Annotated in this window: 28 protein-coding genes; 16 read left to right on the top strand and 12 right to left on the bottom strand. The window is 66.3% G+C overall.

The window, feature by feature from the left end; all coding sequences use genetic code 11:
• Nucleotides 1–249: 249 nt before the first annotated feature.
• The 7 genes from G6N67_RS39050 (at nt 250) to G6N67_RS02675 (ending at nt 6,374) form a co-directional block, all read left to right on the top strand.
• Nucleotides 250–429: a hypothetical protein gene (locus G6N67_RS39050; protein WP_230021891.1), complete on the top strand. Its 180-nt coding sequence runs from the start codon at nt 250–252 to the stop codon at nt 427–429.
• Nucleotides 430–442: 13 nt separating this feature from the next.
• Nucleotides 443–868: an LmrA/YxaF family transcription factor gene (locus G6N67_RS02650; RefSeq protein ID WP_230021890.1), complete on the top strand. Its 426-nt coding sequence runs from the start codon at nt 443–445 to the stop codon at nt 866–868.
• Between the two features lie 174 nt (nt 869–1,042).
• Nucleotides 1,043–2,056 carry a DUF4331 family protein gene (locus tag G6N67_RS02655; protein ID WP_016343796.1) on the top strand — a complete coding sequence of 338 codons (1,014 nt, stop codon included), beginning with the start codon at nt 1,043–1,045 and terminating at the stop codon, nt 2,054–2,056.
• Between the two features lie 38 nt (nt 2,057–2,094).
• Complete coding sequence (locus G6N67_RS02660) at nt 2,095–3,996, top strand: thiamine pyrophosphate-binding protein (protein WP_110798633.1); 1,902 nt, start codon at nt 2,095–2,097, stop codon at nt 3,994–3,996.
• Between the two features lie 667 nt (nt 3,997–4,663).
• Nucleotides 4,664–5,047: a hypothetical protein gene (locus tag G6N67_RS02665; protein ID WP_051579046.1), complete on the top strand. Its 384-nt coding sequence runs from the start codon at nt 4,664–4,666 to the stop codon at nt 5,045–5,047.
• Nucleotides 5,048–5,124: 77 nt separating this feature from the next.
• The gene (locus G6N67_RS02670) at nt 5,125–5,595 is read left to right on the top strand and encodes a cytosine permease (protein WP_081812720.1); all 471 of its coding nucleotides are present in this window, start codon (nt 5,125–5,127) and stop codon (nt 5,593–5,595) included.
• Nucleotides 5,596–5,663: 68 nt separating this feature from the next.
• Nucleotides 5,664–6,374, top strand: coding sequence for an adenylate/guanylate cyclase domain-containing protein (locus G6N67_RS02675; protein WP_081812747.1), 711 nt, complete (start codon nt 5,664–5,666; stop codon nt 6,372–6,374).
• On the opposite strand, the gene G6N67_RS38745 is transcribed toward G6N67_RS02675, so the two are convergent.
• Nucleotides 6,371–6,544: a hypothetical protein gene (locus G6N67_RS38745; RefSeq protein WP_110798588.1), complete on the bottom strand. Its 174-nt coding sequence runs from the start codon at nt 6,542–6,544 to the stop codon at nt 6,371–6,373. The genes G6N67_RS02675 and G6N67_RS38745 overlap by 4 nt on opposite strands.
• Before the next feature lie 26 nt (nt 6,545–6,570).
• On the opposite strand from G6N67_RS38745, the gene G6N67_RS02680 reads away from it, so the two are divergent.
• A complete protein-coding gene (locus G6N67_RS02680; RefSeq protein WP_036437775.1) occupies nt 6,571–7,266 on the top strand; it encodes a hypothetical protein in 696 nt (231 codons plus the stop codon).
• A gap of 114 nt (nt 7,267–7,380) precedes the next feature.
• Nucleotides 7,381–7,905, top strand: coding sequence for a sigma-70 family RNA polymerase sigma factor (locus tag G6N67_RS02685; RefSeq protein ID WP_036437776.1), 525 nt, complete (start codon nt 7,381–7,383; stop codon nt 7,903–7,905).
• A 2-nt stretch (nt 7,906–7,907) separates the two neighbouring features.
• Here the strand turns inward: G6N67_RS02685 and G6N67_RS02690 are convergent, their stop codons facing one another.
• Genes G6N67_RS02690 through G6N67_RS02715 form a run of 6 tightly spaced genes read right to left on the bottom strand, consistent with a single transcriptional unit; the run spans nt 7,908 to nt 12,520 of the window.
• On the bottom strand, nt 7,908–8,378 hold the full coding sequence (locus tag G6N67_RS02690; RefSeq protein ID WP_131524794.1) for a hypothetical protein: 471 nt from the start codon (nt 8,376–8,378) through the stop codon (nt 7,908–7,910).
• Nucleotides 8,379–8,427: 49 nt separating this feature from the next.
• Nucleotides 8,428–9,174: a class I SAM-dependent methyltransferase gene (locus tag G6N67_RS02695; protein ID WP_036437778.1), complete on the bottom strand. Its 747-nt coding sequence runs from the start codon at nt 9,172–9,174 to the stop codon at nt 8,428–8,430.
• A gap of 9 nt (nt 9,175–9,183) precedes the next feature.
• Complete coding sequence (locus G6N67_RS02700; RefSeq protein WP_051579048.1) at nt 9,184–10,329, bottom strand: M20 family metallopeptidase; 1,146 nt, start codon at nt 10,327–10,329, stop codon at nt 9,184–9,186.
• Nucleotides 10,326–11,660 (bottom strand): MFS transporter, encoded by a 1,335-nt coding sequence (locus G6N67_RS02705; RefSeq protein ID WP_110798589.1) that lies wholly within the window; start codon nt 11,658–11,660, stop codon nt 10,326–10,328. Before G6N67_RS02705 ends, G6N67_RS02700 begins: the two co-directional genes overlap by 4 nt.
• A gap of 60 nt (nt 11,661–11,720) precedes the next feature.
• The gene (locus tag G6N67_RS02710; protein ID WP_036437779.1) at nt 11,721–12,077 is read right to left on the bottom strand and encodes a hypothetical protein; all 357 of its coding nucleotides are present in this window, start codon (nt 12,075–12,077) and stop codon (nt 11,721–11,723) included.
• A 44-nt stretch (nt 12,078–12,121) separates the two neighbouring features.
• The gene (locus G6N67_RS02715) at nt 12,122–12,520 is read right to left on the bottom strand and encodes a VOC family protein (RefSeq protein ID WP_036438681.1); all 399 of its coding nucleotides are present in this window, start codon (nt 12,518–12,520) and stop codon (nt 12,122–12,124) included.
• Between the two features lie 132 nt (nt 12,521–12,652).
• Here G6N67_RS02715 and G6N67_RS02720 point away from each other — a divergent pair, with 132 nt between their 5' ends.
• The gene (locus G6N67_RS02720) at nt 12,653–13,213 is read left to right on the top strand and encodes a P-loop nucleotide/nucleoside kinase family protein (protein ID WP_036437780.1); all 561 of its coding nucleotides are present in this window, start codon (nt 12,653–12,655) and stop codon (nt 13,211–13,213) included.
• A gap of 21 nt (nt 13,214–13,234) precedes the next feature.
• On the opposite strand, the gene G6N67_RS02725 is transcribed toward G6N67_RS02720, so the two are convergent.
• Both G6N67_RS02725 and ychF read right to left on the bottom strand, forming a co-directional pair.
• Complete coding sequence (locus G6N67_RS02725; protein ID WP_051579049.1) at nt 13,235–13,699, bottom strand: nuclear transport factor 2 family protein; 465 nt, start codon at nt 13,697–13,699, stop codon at nt 13,235–13,237.
• Between the two features lie 85 nt (nt 13,700–13,784).
• On the bottom strand, nt 13,785–14,858 hold the full coding sequence (ychF, locus tag G6N67_RS02730; RefSeq protein ID WP_036437781.1) for a redox-regulated ATPase YchF: 1,074 nt from the start codon (nt 14,856–14,858) through the stop codon (nt 13,785–13,787).
• Nucleotides 14,859–14,942: 84 nt separating this feature from the next.
• Between ychF and G6N67_RS02735 the strand changes: the two genes are divergently transcribed.
• On the top strand, nt 14,943–16,064 hold the full coding sequence (locus tag G6N67_RS02735; RefSeq protein ID WP_036437784.1) for a DUF6542 domain-containing protein: 1,122 nt from the start codon (nt 14,943–14,945) through the stop codon (nt 16,062–16,064).
• Between the two features lie 4 nt (nt 16,065–16,068).
• On the opposite strand, the gene G6N67_RS02740 is transcribed toward G6N67_RS02735, so the two are convergent.
• A complete protein-coding gene (locus tag G6N67_RS02740) occupies nt 16,069–17,070 on the bottom strand; it encodes a 4-hydroxy-3-methylbut-2-enyl diphosphate reductase (protein ID WP_036437785.1) in 1,002 nt (333 codons plus the stop codon).
• Between the two features lie 53 nt (nt 17,071–17,123).
• Here G6N67_RS02740 and G6N67_RS02745 point away from each other — a divergent pair, with 53 nt between their 5' ends.
• The 4 genes from G6N67_RS02745 to G6N67_RS02760 all read left to right on the top strand — a co-directional run bounded on the left by G6N67_RS02745 (nt 17,124) and on the right by G6N67_RS02760 (nt 20,289).
• Nucleotides 17,124–17,678 (top strand): lipid droplet-associated protein, encoded by a 555-nt coding sequence (locus tag G6N67_RS02745; RefSeq protein WP_036437787.1) that lies wholly within the window; start codon nt 17,124–17,126, stop codon nt 17,676–17,678.
• The gene (gene xseA / locus G6N67_RS02750) at nt 17,675–18,928 is read left to right on the top strand and encodes an exodeoxyribonuclease VII large subunit (protein ID WP_036437789.1); all 1,254 of its coding nucleotides are present in this window, start codon (nt 17,675–17,677) and stop codon (nt 18,926–18,928) included. Before G6N67_RS02745 ends, xseA begins: the two co-directional genes overlap by 4 nt.
• Nucleotides 18,925–19,137, top strand: a complete 213-nt coding sequence (locus G6N67_RS02755) for an exodeoxyribonuclease VII small subunit (RefSeq protein ID WP_036437792.1) — start codon at nt 18,925–18,927, stop codon at nt 19,135–19,137. Before xseA ends, G6N67_RS02755 begins: the two co-directional genes overlap by 4 nt.
• A 63-nt stretch (nt 19,138–19,200) precedes the next feature.
• Nucleotides 19,201–20,289 (top strand): 3-beta-hydroxysteroid dehydrogenase, encoded by a 1,089-nt coding sequence (locus G6N67_RS02760; RefSeq protein WP_036438685.1) that lies wholly within the window; start codon nt 19,201–19,203, stop codon nt 20,287–20,289.
• Between the two features lies 1 nt (nt 20,290).
• Here the strand turns inward: G6N67_RS02760 and G6N67_RS02765 are convergent, their stop codons facing one another.
• Both G6N67_RS02765 and G6N67_RS02770 read right to left on the bottom strand, forming a co-directional pair.
• Nucleotides 20,291–20,815: a 2'-5' RNA ligase family protein gene (locus G6N67_RS02765; RefSeq protein WP_036437795.1), complete on the bottom strand. Its 525-nt coding sequence runs from the start codon at nt 20,813–20,815 to the stop codon at nt 20,291–20,293.
• A gap of 3 nt (nt 20,816–20,818) precedes the next feature.
• Entirely contained in the window at nt 20,819–21,094 is a 276-nt protein-coding gene (locus G6N67_RS02770; protein WP_036437798.1) for a DUF1876 domain-containing protein, read from the bottom strand.
• Between the two features lie 161 nt (nt 21,095–21,255).
• On the opposite strand from G6N67_RS02770, the gene G6N67_RS02775 reads away from it, so the two are divergent.
• Nucleotides 21,256–22,806: an arylsulfatase gene (locus G6N67_RS02775; protein WP_036437801.1), complete on the top strand. Its 1,551-nt coding sequence runs from the start codon at nt 21,256–21,258 to the stop codon at nt 22,804–22,806.

The following is a 22,806-nucleotide window of genomic DNA, read 5'->3' on the forward strand; positions in this document are numbered from 1 at the left end:
TGCGGCTCACCGGCGCGCCCATTCTGACAGAAACTGGTCGCTATGGACCATTTATTTCCTGTGCATCCGCTGCAAATCGGCGGGTCTCGGCGCAGCTGGCGCGTAATGCAGCGCCAGGAGCTTGAACGAAGCGGTGGGATGCGAACGGGCACCCGCGATGTGACCCTCGAAACGATCGCCCTACGTCGCCGCAACCGGTCTTCAAGGACCAGGTATCTACCAAACACGCAGGTGACGTAGGGTCGACATGTGGCGGTCGAAGACTCTCCCCGGCCCGGCCGCCGATTGACCGCGCGAGGCGCCGCAACCCGGGCCAGGATCGTCAGCGCCGCCGCCGAACTGATGTACCTCAAGGGCGTCACCGCCACCACGCTGGACGAGCGGCACCAGCAAGTCCCAGTTCCGAGCACACTTCGCCGACAAGGGTGATCTGGTCCGTAGCGTGATCGAATTTCGCGCCCGGGAAATCCTGGCCAAGCAGCGCTCACGGCTGGAAAACCTCGACTCGTTCCGCGGTCTGGAACTGTGGCGCGATGCGCTCCTGCAACGCAACGCGTTACGGCGCGGTTCCTGGGGCTGCGAACTGGGCTCACTGGCTGCCGAGCTCTCCGACACCGACGAAAACGCGCGCGTCGCGCTGGCCGAACACTTCCGTGACTGGGAGCGGCTCCTAGCCGATGCCTTCGAACGCATGCGCGACAACGGTGAACTATGCGACGACATCGACGCACCCACGATGGCCACGTCGGTGATGGCCGCCGTCCAGGGCGGCTACCTGCTGGCCCAGACCGCGCACGACTCGACGCCGATGAAGATGGCCCTCGACATGGCAATCGGCCACGTCCGGTCCTATCAGCAACCCCGCTGAGCAGCGCTCGACGAATCCTTCGTGGCGGTATCGGGCGATAATCGCAGAACTGGTCTTGACAGACCAGTTTAAGGGCGGCCAGACTGACCGCCACCACGCCGGTTCACCTCGGTGCATCACCCCCGCTTCCCTTAATGGCGATACCGGCGTCCGGCACCCCAAGGAGGTTGCGACATGTCCCACCACTTCGACACCCCGACGGCACGAGAAGACCCCCGCCTGAACATCTGTGACTTCTACCTGTTCGACGGCGCCCCCGGCACCACCGTGATGGCGATGACCGTCAACCCGACCGCCGCGATCGACACCGCCGCACCGTTCCGCGACGAGGCCCTGTACGTGTTTCGCTTCGACACCGATGGCGACACCCATGAGGACGTTTCCTTCAAGGTCCGGTTCGGGGACGTCGGCCACACCGCCGACGGGCACGCGCAGACCTTCGAACTGCGCCTGGCCGACGGTGCCGACGCCGCCACTGGTGACGGCGGCCGGGTAGTCGTGTCGGGGACGACGGGCGCAACTGTGCACGGAGAGAACGGTGTACGCATATTCGCCGGGGTCGTCAACGATGCGTTCGGCGGCGACGCCGCCGCCGTCACCGCATTCAAGGACGCCTACCTGGCCGGCACCTACAACCCCGAGGCCTTCGACAACCACGTCAACTTCTTCGCCGGTCGCACCGTGGCGGCCATCGTCGTCGAAGTGCCCAACGCCCTGATCGGCGCCGACGCCATGGTCCAGGCCTGGGCCACGGTGTCCCTGCACGGTCACGCCCCCGAGCAACAGGTGGCGCGCTGGGGCCTCCCGCTATTCACCCACCTATATCTCAACGACGACGACTTACGCGAATCGTTCAATCGCACAGCGCCATCGGGCGACAACGCGCCGTTCGTCGCAGCCACCATCGACACCGTCACCCGATACGTCACCCTCGCCGGCACGGCACCCGACCCGGCCGCCTACGCCCGGCGCGTCGCCGACCTGCTCGGGCCGATGACCTTGCCCTACACGATCGGAACGCCCGCCTCGTTCGACTACACCGGAGTCAACGGACGCGCGCTGGCCGACAACGTCATGGACAACGTGCTGTCCGTGCTGACCAACTCCCCACTGGGCACCGGGATCGCCCCCGACCCGGAGAAGATCCGCCCGGAGTTCCCGTACTTCACTACCCCGGTGACGGTGTGAGCATCCCACCTGCACCACCGGGAACCCGGTGGCATCCGGTGACCGACCTGCCAGACGACGGCCGTGTGCTCACCGCGATCGTCGACGGACGCAGCATCGCCGTGACCCGCTGCGGCGGAAAGCTCGGCGCCCTGGCCAATCACTGTCCGCATCAGGGTGGCCCGCTGGGCGAAGGTTCCATCGAGAACGGCCTGTTGCGCTGTCCCTGGCACGGCTACGACTACGACCCGATCACCGGCACGCCACCGGGCCACTTCAGCGACGCACCCCAAGCGTTCACCGTCGTAGAGGATGACGGGCAGAGTTGGGTAGCGCTTCCCGACCTGGTCGAACGGGCCCGTTCGGTATCGGATGCGATGGTCGAGACCCTCCTCGCCTGGGGCATCGACACAGTGTTCGGGATGGTGGGACACTCCAATCTCGGCTTCGCTGAAGCAATCCGGCGTGCCGAGGCCCGCGGGCAACTGCGCTACATCGGCATCCGGCACGAAGGCGCCGCCTCCTTCGCTGCCAGCGCCTACGGGAAGCTGACCGGGCGTCCCGCAGTGTGCTTCGCCATCGCCGGTCCCGGCTCGACGAACATGCTCACCGGCCTCTACGACGCTCGACTCGACAGCGCCCCAGTCGTCGCGATCTCCGGGCAGGTGCCCTCCGACGTCCGCGGCAAGGGCGCCTTCCAAGACCTCGACCTCGCCACCGTGTTCGGTGACGTCGCGATCTCCAGCGTCACCATCGAATCAGGATCCGATCATGCGGAGTTGGCCGCCGAAGCAGTCAAACACGCACTCGACCGACGCGGCGTGGCGCACCTGATCCTGCCCGATGAAGTGCAGGACCAGCCGTCGTCCGTGGCACCGGTCCTGCCTGTCGGGCGGACCAGCCGGGTGCGCGGCGCCCCCGACCCGGACGCGGTCCGCGCCGGGGCCGACCTCGTCGGTGCCGCGAGCCGCCCCGTGCTCATCGTCGGCCAAGGTGCCCGCCACGCCCAATCGGCCGTCATCGATCTCGCCGAACGACTCGGTGCGCCCGTGCTGACCACCTTTCGAGCCAAAGGCCTGGTGCCCGACTCCCATCCGCTGGGCGCCGGGGTGCTCGGGCGGTCGGGAACCCCGGTCGCGTCCTGGCTGATGAACGAATCAGACTTGCTGATCGTCATCGGAGCGTCCTTCTCCAACCACACCGGTATCGCTGCCTACAAGCCGATCGTCCAAATCGATGACACCGCCACCTCGATCGGCCGATTCGACGCGATCCGGGTCGGACTGCTCGGCGACGCCGCGTCATCGATCCGCGCTCTGACCCCGCTGCTCACCGACGTCGCAGCCCACGATCAGCGCGGCGACGTCGCGGCCCGCTGGGCGATCTGGCGGGCCGAGAAGCAACGACGCCTCAGCGATGATCACGGGCGGGGCATCGGCTCGGCCAAGGTGTTCGCCGCGCTGGCCGAACACTGTCCCGACGACGCGGTCATCAGTGTCGACGTGGGCAACCACGCCTACTCGTTCGGCCGTTACTTCGAAAGCGCCGGTCAGCCGGTGCTGATGAGTGGATACCTCGGGTCGATCGGCTTCGGATATCCCGCCGCGATGGGCGCCTGGGCCGCCGACCCCAGCCGCCCGATCGTCGCGGTCACCGGCGACGGCGGCTTCGGACAGTACCTCGCGGAGTTGACCACCGCGGTCAAGTACAACATACCCATCAAACACGTCCTGCTCGACAATGCCTCACTCGGCAAGATCACCAAAGAACAACTCGCAGGACAACTTCCGGTGTGGCAGACCTCCCTTGTCAACCCGGACTTCGCCGACTACGCACGCAGCTGCGGCGCGACCGGCATCACGGCGCGCAACCCAGCAGACGTCGACCGCGGCATGCGCGAACTGTTCGCATCCGACGGCCCCGCACTGCTACACCTGCACTGCGACCCCGAACTCGTCTGAACGGTCATCAACCTCTCCGTCTCCGGTAACGGTCGCATTCATACCGACCGCACCATCTTGCCGAGCGCGCCAATCGAACAATCCTTTGGACGGCGGCGGCGGCGTCAAGCGGCGGGCATCCGTCGGAGGATCTGCTGACCCAGATGGTGACTGCCGTCGACGAGAGCGAGGTGTTCACCGACGACGAACTGGTCGCCAACCCGATTTTGGTGCACATCGCGGGCCATGAAACCGCATCTGGCGCGGCGTGTTTGGCGTTGACGACGTTGCAGGCCATCTCGAGGGGAAGAACTCGTCGCCTGCGCCCTTGCATCCCTGTTCGAGACGCTCGCTCGGCGCGGCGGCGGCCATGTGTACATCGATGGACACGTTACCGATCCCCACCTGCAGCCGGTACTCGGCCGCATTCCGCGAGAGGACGCCAACCCCGTCGATCTCATCGAGATTGGTTGAAGATCTGAGACGGGAACTGATCGACCTCGAATCGCTGGAGACGAGACTAGTGCGCGATAAGGCCAGGAGCTGATCAGAGCGGTCGACGTCGACAGCTAGGGCATGCGACTGTGGAGACATGCCGTGGGATGCTCCGGATCGGTGTTGGCGCTTCGCCGTCGGCGAGGACCCACCCGCTGATCTTCCTGCCGCGTGGGCCACCGCTGCTCGCGCAGTGACGCACGACCTCGATTGCCGTCAGCACGGCCGGCTCGTCAGCTCCACCAAGGTGGGATGGTGCTTTCTGGTCTCTGATGGTGAATGGATAGCCGTGGGGTTCGAGGCGAATGATGACGCCGACGTTGGCGGCTATCAGCGCTGTCAGAGCTATCGACTGGAGACTTCCGCGGCGCAGGCGCTGGTGTGGCTGGCCGACGACGTGCAGGAACAGTTGAACGGTCAAGAGTTCGTGCAATGGCCCATCGCCGGTCAACACGTCCTGGCTCCACGCATCATCGACGGTCAGGCGGTATGGGTGGAACCCAGCACGAACGCCGTGACCGCGCCCATCGGTGAACTATTCGCAGCACCGATCACGCCTGATCGAGAGTGGATCTGATCACTCTCGAATGTCTACAGCGAGACATCGGAAACGAGTAGGTACAACAGCGGTGAACCGGCTAGAGATCCAGCGGACTGGATCTGGAAGGGTTGGCGCCACGACTCAAACGAACCCAGACCACGATCGTCACGGCGGCCGTCGCGATCGCGCTGCTGTACCTCGGTGTGTTCGTGTTCGACGCGGTCGAATCGGTCACCGCGATGACCGTGGCGCTCAACGCCGTCATCACCCCGTGGGTCGCGATCCTGGCCATCGGCGCATTGACCACCCGCAGCTATGACCCCGTGGACCTGCAGGCGTTCGCCCACGGAATCCGCGGTGGCCGTTACTGGTTCACGCGTGGCTGGAACCTGCCCGCAGTGGCGGCCTGGACCGTCGGCGCGACCTTCGGGGTGCTGGCCGTCAACACCACGCTCTACGTCGGACCGCTGGCCGACGTCGCCGGCGGCGTCGACGTCAGCACCGCAGGCTCGGCGGCACTCGCCGGCCTGATGTACCTGGCCTCCCGCACATCTGCGCACCGGAGCCCAATACTGGTCCAGTGAATCCAGCGCTGATCGCCGCGGTCGCCCTCGGCGTTGTCGCGGTCGCGGAGGCAGTCGCGTTGCTCGTGATGTCCCGCCGGTTACGCGCGAGCCAGGACGAGATCGAGACCCTGCGCAAACGCACCGACACGCGCAACATGCTCCTGTCGGGCAGCCGCGAGGCGGTCAAGACCGTGTGGCAGACCGCCAACATCCTGCGCAAAGAGGGTTTCGGTGCGGCTGTGCGGTCCTCGATCGAGGATCTCGCCGACTGGGCCGAGGTCGAGCGTCCCGACCTGGCCCGGCTCGCGCCCAACGGCAAGGTCGCCATCCTGTTCTCCGACATCGAGGGATCCACCGCGCTCAACGAACGCATGGGCGACCGCGCGTGGGTCAAGCTTCTGGACCGCCACGACCGCCTCGTCCAACGCTGCGTAAAGGCTCACCACGGTCACGTCGTCAAGAGCCAGGGCGACGGCTACATGATCGCGTTCGCGCAACCCACGCAGGCCGTGCGGTGCAGCGTCGACATGCAGCGTGCGTTGGGACGCCAAACCGACGGCATCCGCGTCCGGATCGGCATCCACACCGGCCGCTCGGTGAGGCGCGGTGACGATCTGTTCGGCCGCAACGTCGCGATGGCCGCGCGGGTGGCCGCGCAAGCCGACGGGGGCCAGATCCTGGTCAGTGAACCGGTGCGCGACGCGATCACCGACGAGGACGGCATCGTGTTCGACGATGGCCGGGACGCCGAACTCAAAGGCTTCGGCGGCACCCACCGGCTCTACGCGGTGGCTTAAGGCTGCGGGTCGGGCGTGCCGGCTGCCTCGGCCAGCCGCTGGTGCAGACGCTCGCGGATATCGTCCGGGCTGTACGCATTGCGCCTGCGCTGATCACGCGCGACCATCACGCCACCGGCCACCACGCCGGCGACACCAGCCAACCCGAGCCACTTCCAGATGCTGCGCATGCGTCAAGTGTGCATAAGCTGCGACGGTGGACGCGAACACGGTGCCTCTGTCGAAGGCATTGGAGGAAACCCGCACCGGCGACATCTGGCTGTTCCGGGGCGGCTCAGGGCCCGACCGGGCCATCCAGACGCTCACCAACAGCCCCGTCAACCACGTCAGCATGACCGTCGCGATCGACGATCTGCCGCCCCTCATCTGGCACGCCGAACTCGGCGACAAGCTGCTGGACGTGTGGACCGGTACCAACCACCGCGGCGTGCAACTCAACGATGCCCGCCAAGCGGTCGAACGGTGGGCGCACGCGTACGGCCAGCGCTGCTGGTTGCGGCAACTGACCCCGTACGCGACCCGCAAACAGGAGGACGAGCTGCTCAAGGTGATCGCCCGGATGAACGGCACCGCGTTCCCGACGACGGCGCGGCTTACCGGCCGCTGGCTCCGTGGGCGGATCCCGGTTGTCAGCGATTTCACCCGTGGAATTCCACTGGTACACAGGAAGGTTCGGGCGTCTGCCGAACGCAGGAAGGCCCAGCAACGCCAGGTCGGGCTGGAAACCGCGTACTGCGCAGAGACCGTCGCCATCACGTACGAGGATATGGGCCTGTTGACGACGGAAAAGCACTACAACTGGTTCGATCCCGGCTCGTTCTGGAGCGGCGATCAGCTACCGCTGACCGCGGGTTACCAACTCAGCGACGAGATCGCGGTGATCATCGACTGAGGGCCCGGGTATACCTGCTGGCAGGTATACCCGGTTTGCGGCCAGCAGTGAGGAATTCGCCGCTCGCTCCGGCAAGGCTGGGTCTATCAAGCCAAGCAGACCCGGAGGTGGTGGATGCTGACCGTCGAGCAACCAACCGAACAGATGCTCGAGCTGTACGCCAACCACGTCGAGCCCTTACGACGCTATGCGTTTCGGCTCACCAGCAACCGCACCAGGGCTGAGGACGTGGTGCAGGAGACGCTGCTGCGCGCGTGGCGTCACCTCCAGTGCACCAACGGTGAGCTGCCGGTACGGTCGTGGTTGTTCACGGTCGCACGCAACATCGTCATCGACGCGAGCCGGTCGGCAAAGTTCCGCTACGAGGTCTGCTATCCCGACGCATCGGAGGTACCGGATCGTATGTGCCCCGATGAGGTGAATTCCGCGCTGGACCGAATGGTCGTGGCAGAGGCCATGGCACAGCTGCCCCAGACCCATCGCGCCGTGCTGAGCCGTGCGTTCTACCTCGGCTGGACAGTGCGACAGATCGCCGAAGATCTCGATGTCGCCGAGGGAACCGTCAAATCGCGGCTGCACTATGCACTCAGGCGGCTGCGACTCGTCCTGTCGGAGATGGGCTACGCGAACCGGCTGTGAAACTACCGGCCGTTGAGAAGCGGCTTGCCCGCACCCAGCGCGCCCACCTGGACCCGCTCATGTACCTGTAGCGACCGGCCATCTGGAACGGCCACGAACCGGTACTCGCACAGGTTCCGGACGTAGGCCGCAGTGAGTGCATCCAGCAGGTGACTGTCACCATCCGCCAACCGACGCCGCTGCGCTTCAGTGAGGGTGGGGACGATGAAACGATCACACAGATGAACGCTGAAAATGTCGCGACTCCGCATGCCATAAGCGTGGTAGGTGAGCCGCCGCTCCAGCGAGTCAGGCCGTTTGCGCCCGTCCGTATCCGGCTCGGTCCGGCCGACGAAGAGCAGCCGTCGAGATTCCCAGACGGTGTAAACGCTCGCGCCAGCCGACAATTCGGCATCGCGAAGCTCCCCGAAGCGATGCGGCGTCCCGTGCTCCAACGCGTCGAGGCATGCCGCCTCGTCGAACGGCGCGTCCACCCGCTCAGCGTAGGGCGCGAATCCGCGCGGTGCAGCTGAAAACGCCGCCTCACACGGTCCCACGGGCGGCCCACGCGGTGGCGGTGACGGTGAACGGCCCGTTGCCCAACCGTTCGCGGGCCACCGATTCCAGGCGGGTGCGAGCTGCGTCGTCGAGTTGCCGGACGTAATCCCCCGCCGGACCGATGCCGAAGGTGAACGGCTCCCACCACTCATCGAAGGTCGGGTGCTGGACATCGACCGAAATGGCGGCCTCTTCGACGTCATGCACGCCGGCGGCGCCGAACAGTTCGGTCAGGTGTCCTCGGTGCGCGCCCGACAGCAGCGCTTCGTCCTGGGCGCCAGGCTCGATCGCGTGAACCGCATCCCAGAACGGCGCGAGCGCACCGGTCGGCCCGTCCCACACGCATGCTGCGATCACCCCGCCGGGCCGGGTCACGCGCGTCATCTGCCCGATACCGCCAACCGGATCGGTCATGAAGTGCACGACCAACTGCGCCATCGCGGCGTCGAAACTGTCAGTGTCGTAAGGCAATTCCTCGGCCGTTCCCAGCCGCACATCGACGTCGGGGAAGCGCGCCCGGATCTCGTCAACGAACGGCGGTGACGGATCGATACCCGCGGCAACTGCTCCCACCGACAGCAAGTGCGCCGTCAACGCGCCTGGGCCGCAACCCACGTCGAGCACCTTGTCACCGGCGCCGACCCCGGCGAAGGTCACGAAGACCTTCGCCAACGGCTCGGCATAGCGGCCCATGAAACGGCCGTAGGCCTCCGGTGGGACGTCGAAACCCATCGCAAAATGCTACGCCGAGCCGTCACCACGGGGAATGTCGCTGTGGCACCACCGGTCGAACAAGTTTCGGTAGATCTCCACGGCCGCCTCGACTTTGGCCGCAGAGCACCACTCGTCGACGACGTGGCACTGGTCGGGCTCGCCGGGCCCGAGCACGACCGTGGGCACCGGCGCGCCGTTTTCGGTCGGCGACAGGAGCCGAGCCAACACCGACGCGTCGGTGAAGAAGCGTGCGGGCGGCTGCGGCTCGCCGTCCTGGCCGGCGGCGACGAGCGCGTCGCGCACGATACCGACGAACGGGTCGTCCAGCTGCGTGTCGACGACGGGCAGCACCACGTGGTCCTCCACCCGGACGCCGTCACCCGCAAGCTGGGCGACGGTGGCGCGCACATCGTCACCGTCGACGGCCGGGACGGTGCGAACGTCGAGGAGCAGCTCAGCGAAGTCGGGTACGACGTTGGGCTGGATGCCACCGCGCAGCATGCCCACGTTGGCGGTCATGGGGCCGAATATCGCGTGGTGCGGCCAGCCGTCGTGGTCGTGCAGCGCGGCGGCGGCCCTGGCCAATCGCACGACGGCGTTGTCCCCGAGGTGCGGTGCCGAGCCGTGCGCGGCCCGTCCGTGCGCAGTCAGGCGGATCCAGTGAGCACCCTTGTGACCGGGAACCAGACGATTGGCCGTCGGCTCGGCCACGAGCAGCGGCCCACCCGGTGCGAGCGCCGACCGCTGCAGCCGGACGGCTCCCGTGCAGCCCGTCTCCTCCCCCGCGGTCAGCACCACTTGGAGGCCTCTGCAGTTGTGCGGTCGCACGGTGTGATCGACTGCGGCGATCAAAACGGCGGCCACCCCCGACTTCATGTCGCTGGTGCCGCGCCCGACCACGCGGTCGCCGTCGCGCTCGGCGGCCCATGGGTCGGACGCCCATTGCCCGGGCTCGGCAGGCACGGTGTCGAGATGTCCGGTCAGTGTGAGCGGGGCTGCGTCGGACCCGACCCGAGCGATCAGTTGCTCACGCCCTTGTTCCCATCCAGGCACGGAGACCTCGAAGCCGTTGTCGCGCAACAGCTCAGCGCATCGCACTGCCAACGCACCCTCACCGGAGGCCACGGTGTCTGCGCGCACCAACTCGGTGAGCAGATCCAGGACAGCACTCATCGAAGCTCCTCGTGGGCCGTTTCGCGCAACGTGAGGATCGTGAGGAAGGTGATGACCGCGCCGACCGTGACGTAGACGAAGAAGAACTCGGGGTGACCGGCGTTCGCCATGGCCGTGATCACCAACGGCGCTGTTCCACCGAACGTCGCGACCGTGATGTTGTACCAGGCACCGATGCCGACACCGCGCAGTTCGGTCGGGAACAGCTCGCTCATGATGGCGGGCGCGATGGAGGACATCAACGCGTACAGGCCGAGGCCCGTGCAGAAGACCACCAGCAGCTGGGGCAGCCCGGCATCGGGGGTGATGAGCTTCGACAGCGGGATCACCAAACAGGCAAGCGCCCCAGACCACACCAGGAGCTGCGGTTTGCGGCCGAACCGGTCGGACAGCTTGCCGAACGGGTACTGCAGCACGATGAAGAGCGCCGTTGCGACAGACAGCGCGATGAACACGTCGTTGTCGTCGACGCCCTGGGACTTCACGGCATACGGCGTGAGTGCGCTGAAGAACGTGTAGTAGGACAGCGTGTTGAGCAGGGTGATGCCGACCAGCTGCGCGACCGCCTTGGGGTGGTGCGTGAGCGTGGTGAGCAGCGGCCGCTTGGTCCGCACGGCCTTGTCCTTGTTCTCCTCGAACTGCTCGGTCTCCGAGAGGCTGCGCCGCAGGTACAGGCCGACGATCGCGAGGATGCCGCCCACGATGAACGGGATCCGCCAGCCGAACGCGCGCAGCTGCTCTTCGTTGAGTGTGGCCGACATGGCCACGCCCATGAGCGAGGCGAGCAGCAGCGCCGAGCCGGTCGAGGTGTAGAAGAAGGCCGAGTACCGGCCGCGGCGGCCTTGCGGCGCGATCTCCGCCAGATACGCGGATGCGTTGGAGACCTCACCGCCGAGCGACATGCCCTGGCTGACGCGGGCGACGAGCAGCAGGATCGGAGCCAGCCAGCCGACCTGCTCGAAGGTGGGCAGCACGCCGATGGCCAGCGAGCCGCCCGCCATCAGCAGGATGGTCAGGATCATGGCGGCCTTGCGTCCCCGGACATCGGCGAACCGGCCAAGCAGCCATCCACCGACCGGCCGGAAAAAGAAGGCGACCGCATAGGTCGCGGTGGTGTTCACCAAGGCGAGGCCCGGGTTGTCCGCGGGGAAGAACTGCGTCGCGAAGTAGATGAGGAACGTCGCGTAGACCGTCCAGTCGTACCACTCGATCGCGTTGCCGATGCTGGCCGCGATCAGGGTTTTGACCGGCAGCTTGTGCGGGGTCGAATCGCTGTCTGCTGATGGCTGTACCAGTGGCCCGGGAGCTGTGCCCTTCTCAGGATCCGACATGGTTTTCCTTCATACACGAGATGAAGGCGAGAATTGCCGCAGTTCGTGAGTCGGCCGCTCTCAAGGCCGCTCGTCGTACTCGGATTTGGCTGTCTCCCGGTCGATGTCGGCCTGGTCCCGCTCGGCTTGCGCGGTGTCCCGGTCCGCTTGTTCCTGCACTCGCCTGAGACGCTCCAGCTCGCGGGCTGCCGCGGTGCCCTCGCGTTCGTCGGCGAGATGCTCGCGTTCATCAGCCAGTTGCTCACGGTGGTCCGCTATCCGGTCCCGCTCATCGGCGATGCGCTCGCGCCTGCCGGCCATCCATTCGCGTCTTTCGACCTCGGCCTCGCGCTGTTCGAGCGCCAATTCGCGCTCGTCGAGCGCCGTTGTCCGGTGTTCGGGCGCGTCCGGCGTGCCGGTGGGACTCTCGGCGGCCATAACCACACCCTAGTCGCGCAACGGCCCGGCCGTACGGGCAAGATTCACAGCCCGAACTTGGCCCGTGCCATATCGGTGACAGGAGTGAACAGGTTCACCAGATTGCCGTCCGGGTCGCGGAACAACAGGGCCCGGTTGCCCCACGGCATGGTTGTCGGCTCGGTGACCACCGCACCGATGTGGCCGCGCAGCCGCTGGTACTCGGCGTCCACATCGTCGACGATGAACTCGATGATGGCGCTGCGGTTCGCCGCGGCCTCGGCCGAACCCGCCCCGAACAACGGCACGGTCTTGTCGCTGCCGATGGCCAATGTTCCTACCGGCGTTGGGATCTCGGCGAAAAGTTCGTTGCCCCAGACCGCCGTGGCACCCGTGAGGTGCTCATAGAACGTGACGAGTCGGTGGACGTCTGAGGTGATGACGCGCGTCGAGACGAATTTCATGCCGGCGACGATAGGGGCCGGCACCGACATGTCGCCGTTGCCGTCGCCGTTCACTCTGCGGTGACGGCGCAAAAGTGCGAGAGGGCTCCGCCGTAGCCGCAGAGTCAATCGCAGACCCATACCATCGAGACAATGCCCATCGGAAAGCCCGAACCGGCGCTGATCGTCTTGTCCGGCCTTCCCGGAGTCGGCAAGACGACGCTCGCGCGCAGGCTCAGCACTGAGATCGATGCCGTACACGTGCGGATAGACACGATTGAGGCTGCCTTGACCGCCTCCGGAATTGTCGATCGCGTGGGGGGATGGTCAGCTGTTCCCGATACGGGCTACCGAATCGCCTACGCCATCGCGCTCGACCACTTGAGCGCTGGGCACAGTGTCGTCGCCGACAGTGTGAATCCCATCGCGATCACGAGGGCGGCATGGTCAAGATGCGCAAAGGCCGGTCGGGCCAGACTGCTCAACGTCGAGGTGGTCTGCAGCGATCTCGCACTTCACCGGAGACGAGTCGAAACTCGCACGTCCGATCTCGAAGGACTGGTGGTGCCGACATGGCAGCAGGTCGAGGAACGGACCTACGAACGCTGGGACACACCGGTGCTCCGTGTCGACACGGCAGTCAGTATCGATCAGGCGGTTCGGGAGATCACGTCGGCGATGACTCAAGGTGACGTCGAGACTCCATCACGATGATTCAAACGCAGCGGCGGTGGCCTACCAACTGATGTCGGGCCGCCACATTTCGTAGCCGTTCTCACGGACGATCAGGCCGTCCTGGATGTGGAAGTTGTGCACTACCCGTAGCGCCACTCGCGTACCGACGGGGAGCGGATGGTTGGGAAACCCTTTGCCGTCGATGAGCTTGAAGGTCATCTCCAGATCGTCGAACACCCGATCAGGCGTTCCATAGCGCTCGACTGGAACCACCTTCGGCTCTGCACAGCTCTCGAAGATCTTCGCGTAGTTTTCGAGGACGTCCCTCTTGCCGCGATGTATCACCCGGCGAGACGGCACCTCCCACACGATGTCGTCATGGTAGAGCTTCTCCAGCATCGGAAGCTGATCGGGATTTTCGAACTGGAAGTGCCAGTGGGCCAGCCACAACGCATGTTCGGTGGTCCCCAACGATGGCGGCGAATCCCAATCGAAGTCACCGGTCTGCGCCGCTACTGTTTCCATGAGACTCCAAGGCGTCATCAACGTCGAGAGCCATCGTCGCACGTCTGCCGATCAATCGGCGACGATCGAGCGACAAACCTGCTGCCTACACGTTAAAGCGGAACTCGACCACGTCACCGTCGGCCATGACGTAGTCCTTGCCTTCCATGCGGACCTTGCCCGCGGCCTTGGCCGCCGCCATCGATCCCGCCTCGACCAGGTCGGCGAACGAAACCACCTCGGCCTTGATGAAGCCCTTCTCGAAGTCGGTGTGGATCACTCCGGCGGCCTTGGGTGCGGTGTCGCCCTGGTGGATGGTCCAGGCGCGCGCCTCTTTCGGGCCGGCGGTCAGATACGTCTGCAACCGCAGGGTGTGGAACCCGGCCCGGGCCAGTGCGTCGAGCCCGCGTTCGGTCTGCCCGATCGACTCGAGCAGCTCGGCGGCGGACTCGTCGTCGAGCTCGAGCAGCTCGGCTTCGATCTTGGCGTCGAGGAACACCGCGTCGGCCGGCGCGACCAGCTCGCGCAGCTCGGCCTTGCGCGCCTCGTCGGTCAGCACGCGCTCGTCGGCGTTGAAGACGTAAAGGAACGGTTTGGTGGTCAACAGGTTCAGTTCACGCAGCAGCGACGCGTCGGCGCTCGCCGAGAACAGCGTCTTACCGGAGTCGAGCACGGCCGCAGCGGCCACGGCCGCGTCGTACACCGGCTTGCGCTCCTTGTTGTTGCGCGCTTCCTTCTCGAGCCGGGGAATGGCCTTCTCCAGCGTCTGCATGTCGGCCAGGATCAGTTCGGTCTCGATGACCTCGATGTCGGACCGTGGGTCGACCCGGCCGTCGACGTGCACCACGTCGTCGTCGGTGAAGACCCGCACCACCTGGCAAATGGCGTCGCATTCGCGAATGTTGGCCAGGAACTTGTTGCCGAGGCCCGCCCCTTCGGAGGCGCCTTTCACGATGCCTGCGATGTCGACGAACGTCACCGGCGCGGGCACGAGCTTCTCCGAGCCGAACATCTTGGCGAGCTCACCGAGCCGGGGATCGGGCAGCGGCACCACGCCCTCGTTGGGCTCGATGGTCGCGAAGGGGTAGTTGGCCGCCAACACGTTGTTGCGTGTCAGGGCGTTGAACAAGGTCGACTTACCGACGTTCGGCAAACCGACGATTCCCAGGTTCAGGCTCACAGGAACCACAGTCTGCCAGAGAGTGTGAGGCACGCCGTCGCATGCTGGCAGCACGACGCCCCCGGGAGCCGGTACGGTCTAGCTGTGTCAGGACAGCGCGCACAGTCGGCAGTGCCGGCTGACCACCGCTCTGTGCACCCTAAATATGCAGGTGTGCCGTGGTGGGGTGCTGTGCTGCTGGCGGTAACGGCTACCGCGATCGGGTTTGCTTTCGACGCAGGTTCGGGTGACCGGGAACTCAGTTCGGTGTTCGCGGTCTGCTACTCGCTCGGGTGTCTGCTCGCGGTGTTGGTGGTACGGCAGGCGGGCGTGTTTACCGCGGTCATCCAGCCTCCGCTGATCCTCTTCGGGTCGGTTCCCGGCGCCTATTTCCTGTTTCACGGTGGCCAATTGGGTGGCTTGAAAGACCTGGCAATCAACTGTGGATATCCGCTGATCGAACGTTTCCCGCTGATGTTGTTCACGTCGGCGGCAGTCTTGCTGATCGGCCTGGCCCGCTGGTACTTCGGGCTGTCGACCCGCGGTTCGAACGAGACGTCGCAGAAGTCCGCTGGACGCAAAACGGCCGAGAAGGCCGGCGCGGCAGGATTTGTGGCGGCCATCACAGCGAAGTTTTCAGGTTTGGTGCTCCGCAAACCTGCGAGCCGCAAATCGGTGGCAGCCGATGCCGACGCGGAGCCGCCTCGTCCGCGCCGCCGGACGTCGGACCGGCCACCACGGCGCAGGCCCGCGGCGACTGGCGAGAGTGCCGCCCGCGGCGAGCGCCGCACGACCAAGCGCGGCGCCCCGACGCGGACGCGTCCGGCCCGGCCCCGCGTCGACGAATTCGGCGAGCCGCTGCCGGAACGGCCCGAACGTCCACGCCGGCCCCGTCCGCCACGAGCCGCAGGCGAGCCGCCGGTGGTGCCCCCGGCCGAGCCACGCCGTCGCGTCCGCACGCAGCCGCGCGAGCCCCGCAAGCAACCACCCCCGGAACGGCGCTCAGCGGCGAGCAGCGACCGCCCGCAGCGTCGCCGACGCTTCGATGGCTACCAGCCGTTCGAGGAGCCCTTCGAGCCACGGTCGGGCAACGGCCATGGAGCGCCGACGGGCCGCTCGACTCATCATCCGGTGTCGCGCGTGCGTTACCGCGGTGTCGACGACGAGGACGACCGCACCGAGTACCGGACGCGGCCGCGCTCCTCGACGTGGAAGTACGACAGCTAGCAGGTCAGGCCCGCGGCGGGCGAATCTCCCGCGGCAGCGCGAACACCAGGGTTTCGTTGGCGGTGGTCACGGGCTGCACGGTGTCGAAACCGCATTCGGACAGCCGTTCCAGCACACCGCGCACCAGGATCTCGGGCACGGACGCACCCGACGTGACGCCGACGGTGGTCACGCCGTCCAGCCACCCCGGATCGATGTCGTCGGCGTAGTCGACCAGGTGGGCGGCCTTGGATCCGGCGCCGAGCGCCACTTCGACCAACCGCACCGAGTTCGACGAGTTCCGCGAGCCGACCACGATCACCAGCTCGCACTCCGGAGCCATGGCCTTGACGGCAACCTGACGGTTCTGGGTGGCGTAGCAGATGTCGTCGCTCGGCGGATCCTGCAGTTTGGGGAACTTCTCGCGCAGCCGCTGCACGGTCTCCATGGTCTCGTCGACGGACAGCGTGGTCTGCGAGAGCCAGATCACCTTGTCCTCGTCGCGGACCGTCACGTTGTCAACCGAGTCCGGCCCGTCGACGAGCTGCACATGATCGGGCGCCTCGCCTGCCGTGCCGATCACCTCTTCATGGCCTTCGTGGCCGATGAGCAGGATGTCGTAGTCGTCGCGGGCGAACCGTTTGGCCTCGTTGTGCACCTTGGTCACCAGCGGGCACGTGGCGTCGATGACCTTGAGGTCGCGTTCGGCGGCGCTCTCGTGCACTGTCGGGGCCACCCCGTGCGCCGAGAACACGACGATGGAGCCTTCCGGCACCTGGTCGGTCTCGTCGACGAAGATGGCGCCCGCCTTGGCGAGCGTCTGCACGACGTGCACGTTGTGCACGATCTCGTGCCGGACATAGACCGGCGCGCCGTGCTTCTCCAGCGCACGTTCGACGGTCTCGACGGCACGGTCGACCCCTGCGCAGTAACCCCGCGGCTCGGCCAGCAAGACGCGCTTGCCGCCGGTTGCGGTGGCCACCGAGCTGGACGCACCCGGGATACCCATATTCACTGTCGGCGGCATGTCACCAGGGTACGGGGACACCGCACACGGGAGCCAGCCGTAGTCTGTTGGCCATGGGAACTGCACCGTATGGGGTCCGGCTGCTCGTAGGCGCGGCGGTGACCGCGATCGAGGAGACCCGCAGGCTGCCCCACACCATTCTCACGTACCCGATGACCGTGGCCAGCCAGGCCGCCAACATCGTCATGCACGTGCAGCAGAATCTCGCCGAGCTGGTCATCAAGGGTGACGAAGCGCTCGAACAGCTGTTTCCGCCCAAGGACGAACAGCCCGAGTGGGCCACGTTCGACGAGGATCTCGAATCCGACGCAGACGACGACGCACCTGCCGCGCCCCGCAGCACCGAGGGCCGCTTCGCGCTGTACAGCTCGGGCGAACCGGAAAGCTCCAACGGCCAGCCCAAGCCCGCGACCACGTCCGGCGCAGCGCCCGCGATCGCCGATGAGCTGGGTTACGACGCGCTGACCCTCGCGCAGCTGCGGGCCCGGCTGACGTCGCTGCGGGTTGCCGATCTCGAAGCGCTGCTGGCGTACGAGGAGGCCGGCCGGGCCCGCGCCCCGTTCGTGACGCTGATCGCCAACAGGATCACCCGCGCGACCGCCAAGTGACCGAACCGGGTCAGTCGCCGGAGAACCCCTGGCCGGTCCGGGCCGTCGCGACCCGCGTCGCGAAGTGGATCGACCGCCTCGGCACCGTCTGGGTCGAAGGCCAGCTCACCGAGCTCAAGGTGCGCCCGGATTCCAAGACCGTCTTCATGGTGCTGCGCGATCCGGCTGCCGACATGTCGCTCACCCTGACCTGTCCTCGTGATCTCGTGCGCAACGCGCCGGTGCGACTGTCCGAGGGCACGCAGGTGGTCATCTGCGGCAAGCCCAACTTCTACACCGGCCGCGGCACATTCTCGTTGCGGGTCAGCGAGATTCGCGCGGTGGGCATCGGCGAACTGCTCGCACGCATCGAGCGGCTGCGCCGCCTGCTCGACGCCGAAGGACTGTTCGATCCCCGGCTCAAGCGCCCAATCCCGTTTCTGCCCAACACCGTCGGCCTGATCACGGGCCGGGCCTCCGCCGCCGAACGCGACGTCACCACGGTCGCGTCCACGCGATGGCCCGCGGTGCGCTTCGCGATCCGCAACACCATCGTGCAGGGCCCCAACGCGGTGCCCCAGATCGTGGAGGCGCTGGCAGCACTCGATGCCGATCCGGCGGTCGACGTCATCGTGCTCGCGCGCGGCGGCGGCAGCGTCGAGGATCTGCTGCCGTTCTCCGACGAGACGCTGTGCCGGGCCATCGTGGCGTGCCGGACCCCGGTGGTCAGTGCGATCGGCCACGAACCCGACACTCCCCTGTCCGACCTGGTCGCCGACGTACGCGCGGCCACCCCGACCGACGCGGCCAAACGCATCGTGCCCGACGCCGCGGCCGAGCAGGCACTGGTCGACGACCTGCACCGGCGCAGCGCCCGGGCCCTACGCAACTGGGTGCACCGCGAACAGCACCACCTCGACCAGCTGCGCAGCCGGCCAGTCATGGCGCAACCCCTGGCCGTGCTGGCCACCCGCGCCGACGAGATCCACCGGGCTCGCACCACGGCACAGCGCGACATCACGCGGCTGATCAGCGCCGAGGACGAGACGATCCGCCATCTGTCGGCCCGGTTGAGCACACTGGGTCCGGCCGCGACACTGGCCCGCGGATACGCCGTGGTACAGACCGTGCCGACAGCCGGTACACCGGCCGTTCTGCGTTCGGTCGCCGACGCGCCGAGTGGCACCCAGCTGCGGGTGCGGGTGTCCGACGGTGTGGTCGTCGCGGTGAGCGAAGGCCCCGAGAACAGCACGGCAGAAGGATCGGAATGAAGCCCATTAGTGAGCTGGGGTACGAAGAGGCGCGCGATGAACTGATCGCTGTCGTGCAGCAGCTCGAGCAGGGCGGGCTCGACCTTGATGCTTCGCTGAATCTCTGGGAAAGAGGCGAAGCGCTGGCAAAACGGTGCGAAGAACATTTAGCCGGCGCCCGTCAACGCGTCGAGCAGGCACTGGCCGCACGGGAAGGTGACGACGATTGACTCGGCAACCGATTCCACCAGACGTAGTCGAAACTGGAACGTGTTTCAGTTATGCTGCTCCTCATGCGTGACGCATCCCTGACGACTGAACTCGGCCGTGTCCTGGTAACCGGCGGCTCCGGCTTCGTCGGCGCCAACCTGGTGACCGAACTGCTCGACCGCGGATATGCGGTGCGCTCGTTCGACCGCGCACCGTCTCCCCTGCCGGACCACGCGGGCCTGGAGGTACTCGAGGGCGACATCTGCGATCCGGAAACCGTCGCCACGGCGGTCAAAGACGTCGACACCATCTTCCACACCGCGGCCATCATCGACCTCATGGGCGGCGCCTCGGTGACCGAGGAGTACCGGCAGCGCAGCTTCGCCGTCAACGTCGAGGGCACCAAGAACCTGGTACGCGCGGCGCAGACGGCCGGCGTCAAGCGGTTCGTCTACACCGCGTCCAACAGCGTCGTGATGGGCGGGCAGAACATCGTCAGCGGCGACGAGACCATGCCGTACACCCAGCGGTTCAACGACCTTTACACAGAGACCAAGGTGATCGCCGAGAAGTTCGTGCTCGGCCAGAACGGCGAGCATGACATGCTCACGTGCTCCATCCGCCCCAGCGGCATCTGGGGCCGCGGCGATCAGACCATGTTCCGCAAGGTTTTCGAGAACGTGCTGGCCGGACACGTCAAGGTGCTTGTCGGCAACAAGAACATCAAGCTGGACAATTCCTACGTCCACAACCTGATTCACGGGTTCATCCTGGCCGCCGAACACCTGGTTCCCGGTGGGACCGCGCCAGGTCAGGCGTATTTCATCAACGACGGCGAGCCCGTCAACATGTTCGAGTTCGCACGCCCGGTGATCGCGGCGTGTGGCCGCAAGCTGCCCAACGTCCGGGTACCCGGCCGGCTGGTCCACAAGGCCATGACGCTGTGGCAGCGGCTGCACTTCAAGTTCGGCATCCCCGAGCCGTTGATCGAACCCCTTGCCGTGGAACGGCTTTACCTCAACAACTACTTCTCGATCGCCAAGGCCAAGCGCGACCTGGGCTACGTGCCGCTGTTCACCACGCAGCAGGCCTTGGTCGAATGCCTGCCGTACTACGTCGACCTGTTCCACCAGATGGCAGGCAAGTCGGCCACACAGCCGGTTCCCGCGTAGCTCACGGCACCACCGGCAACGGGGTGATCTGCGCTGTCGCGCTGTTGATTAGCGCCGCATGGTCCAGCGTGGCGTGAAGTGGCAACACATCCATCACCGTGGCAACCACCGCGGGCAACTGCGCCAACGTGGCTCGCGGCGCCAGCGAGCAGTGCGGCAACCACGTTCCGGGTCGGTAGTGCTTGTGCAGTTCAGCACCGGTGGCGGTGACGAGATCGACGACATGTTCTTGGCGGGCAACCAGATCCGCGCTCACCCCGGCCACCAGCCAGACCCGGCCGCGCCGAAAGAAGCCCACGCCGTCGAACGTCAGCTGGACCGGCTCTCCGCGCCCGGCGGCTGCGAGTGCATTCGTCACCGCGGCCTGGTCCCAGCGGCGCAGCACCGCATAGGACAGATGCGGCACATGCCTGCCATGGGTGTGCGAACGCAGACTCGCCACCCCCTGCTGTTCGATGCGATCCCACAATGCACGGATCGCCCGATCTGAACGTCGGTCGAACAGCACGCATACCGCCAGCGCCACCTGTCAGCGGTACAGGTGCACCGGATGGTGCGTGGCCTGCTCGATCCGCGCAGACGCCTCGTGCAGGAGCTCGGTGCCCAGCGTGATGAGCGCACGTGCCGCGGCGATCTCCTCACCGATCATGGGCGCACTCGGGTCTCTCGGATTGCGATAGGCGTCGCCCGTCGCGGCCATGGTGTCGTCGCGCAGCTGCGCGCGGGCCGATGCGTGGGTATGGACGTCGTCCTCGGAGAACTCGATCTCGACGATCCATTTGTTGGACAAATCTTTGTCGTACATGTCGATCACCCTCCGCTCTCCAGGGTGCGCCGCGACCGCCCGCAACGCCAGAGTGGACATTCGCATAAATTTCCGCGCCGGACCGCTCAACCCGCACCGCAGCCGACGCAGACCGCATAAAGTCCAACGGACGCAGGTTGATCCGATACGAGGGGGCACTCATGCCTGACGGCAAACCGAACATTCTGGTGATCTGGGGCGACGACATCGGCATCAGCAACCTGAGTTGTTACAGCGACGGCCTGATGGGATACCGCACCCCCAACATCGACCGCATCGCCAACGAGGGCATGCGCTTCACCGACTCCTACGGTGAGCAAAGCTGCACCGCCGGGCGCGCCGCGTTCATCAGTGGGCAGAGCGTGTACCGCACCGGGATGAGCAAAGTGGGCGTGCCCGGCGTCGACATCGGCTGGGCCGCCGAGGATCCCACGATCGCCGAGCTGCTCAAACCACTCGGTTACGCCACCGGTCAGTTCGGCAAAAACCACTTCGGCGACCTCAACAAGTATCTGCCGACCGTGCACGGCTTCGACGAGTTCTACGGCAACCTCTACCACCTCAACGCCGAGGAAGAGCCGGAGAACTTCGACTATCCGCACGAGGACCGGTACCCGAGGCTCTATCAACTGGCCAAACCACGTGGTGTGCTGGACTGCAAGGCCACCGACGAGGTGTCGACCGAGCCCGACGACCCGAAGTTCGGCCCGGTCGGCAAGCAGACCATCACCGACACGGGCCCGCTCAACACCAAGCGCATGGAGACGATCGACGAGGACATCGCCGATCGGACCTTCGACTACATCAAGCGGCAACACGAGGCGGGCAATCCGTTCTTCGTATGGTGCAACTTCACCCATATGCACCTGTACACCCACACCAAGCCGGAAAGCCGCGGCCAGGCCGGGCTGTGGCAATCGCCCTACCACGACACGATGATCGACCACGACCGCAACGTGGGCACGGTGCTCGACGTGCTGGACGAGCTCGGCATCGCCGAGGACACCATCGTCATCTACTCCACCGACAACGGCCCGCACCGCAACACCTGGCCCGACGGCGGCACCACGCCGTTCCGCAGCGAGAAGAACACCAACTGGGAGGGCGCCTTCCGCGTGCCCGAGATGATCCGCTGGCCCGGAAAGATCAAGGCGGGCAGCGTCTCCAACGAGATCATCCAGCACCACGACTGGCTGCCGACCCTGCTGGCCGCCGCGGGTGAACCGGACATCGCCGAGAAGCTCAAGAACGGACACCGGGCCGGCGCCGACGGGCAAACCGAATACAAGGTGCACATCGACGGCTACAACCTGTTGCCGTACCTCACCGGCGAGGTGGATGCCAGCCCCCGGCGCGGCTTCTTCTACTTCTCGGACGACGGCGACCTGGTCGCGCTGCGCTTCGAGAACTGGAAGATCGTGTTCGCCGAACAACGGTGCCAGGGCACCCTGCGGGTCTGGGCGGAACCGTTCACGCCGCTGCGGGTGCCAAAACTGTTCAACCTGCGCACCGACCCGTACGAGTACGCCGACATCACGTCGAACACCTACTACGAGTGGCTGCTGCGGCACGACTTCTTCGTGTTCTATGCGACGGCCATGGCCACGAAGTTCCTGGAGACGTTCAAGGAGTTCCCGCCGCGCCACGCCCCGGCGAGCTTCAGCGTCGACCAGGCCGTCGAGAAGCTGCACGAATTCCTCGCGAAGGACTGA

It is taken from the genome of Mycolicibacterium mageritense, assembly GCF_010727475.1.
Classification (GTDB): Bacteria; Actinomycetota; Actinomycetes; order Mycobacteriales; family Mycobacteriaceae; genus Mycobacterium; species Mycobacterium mageritense.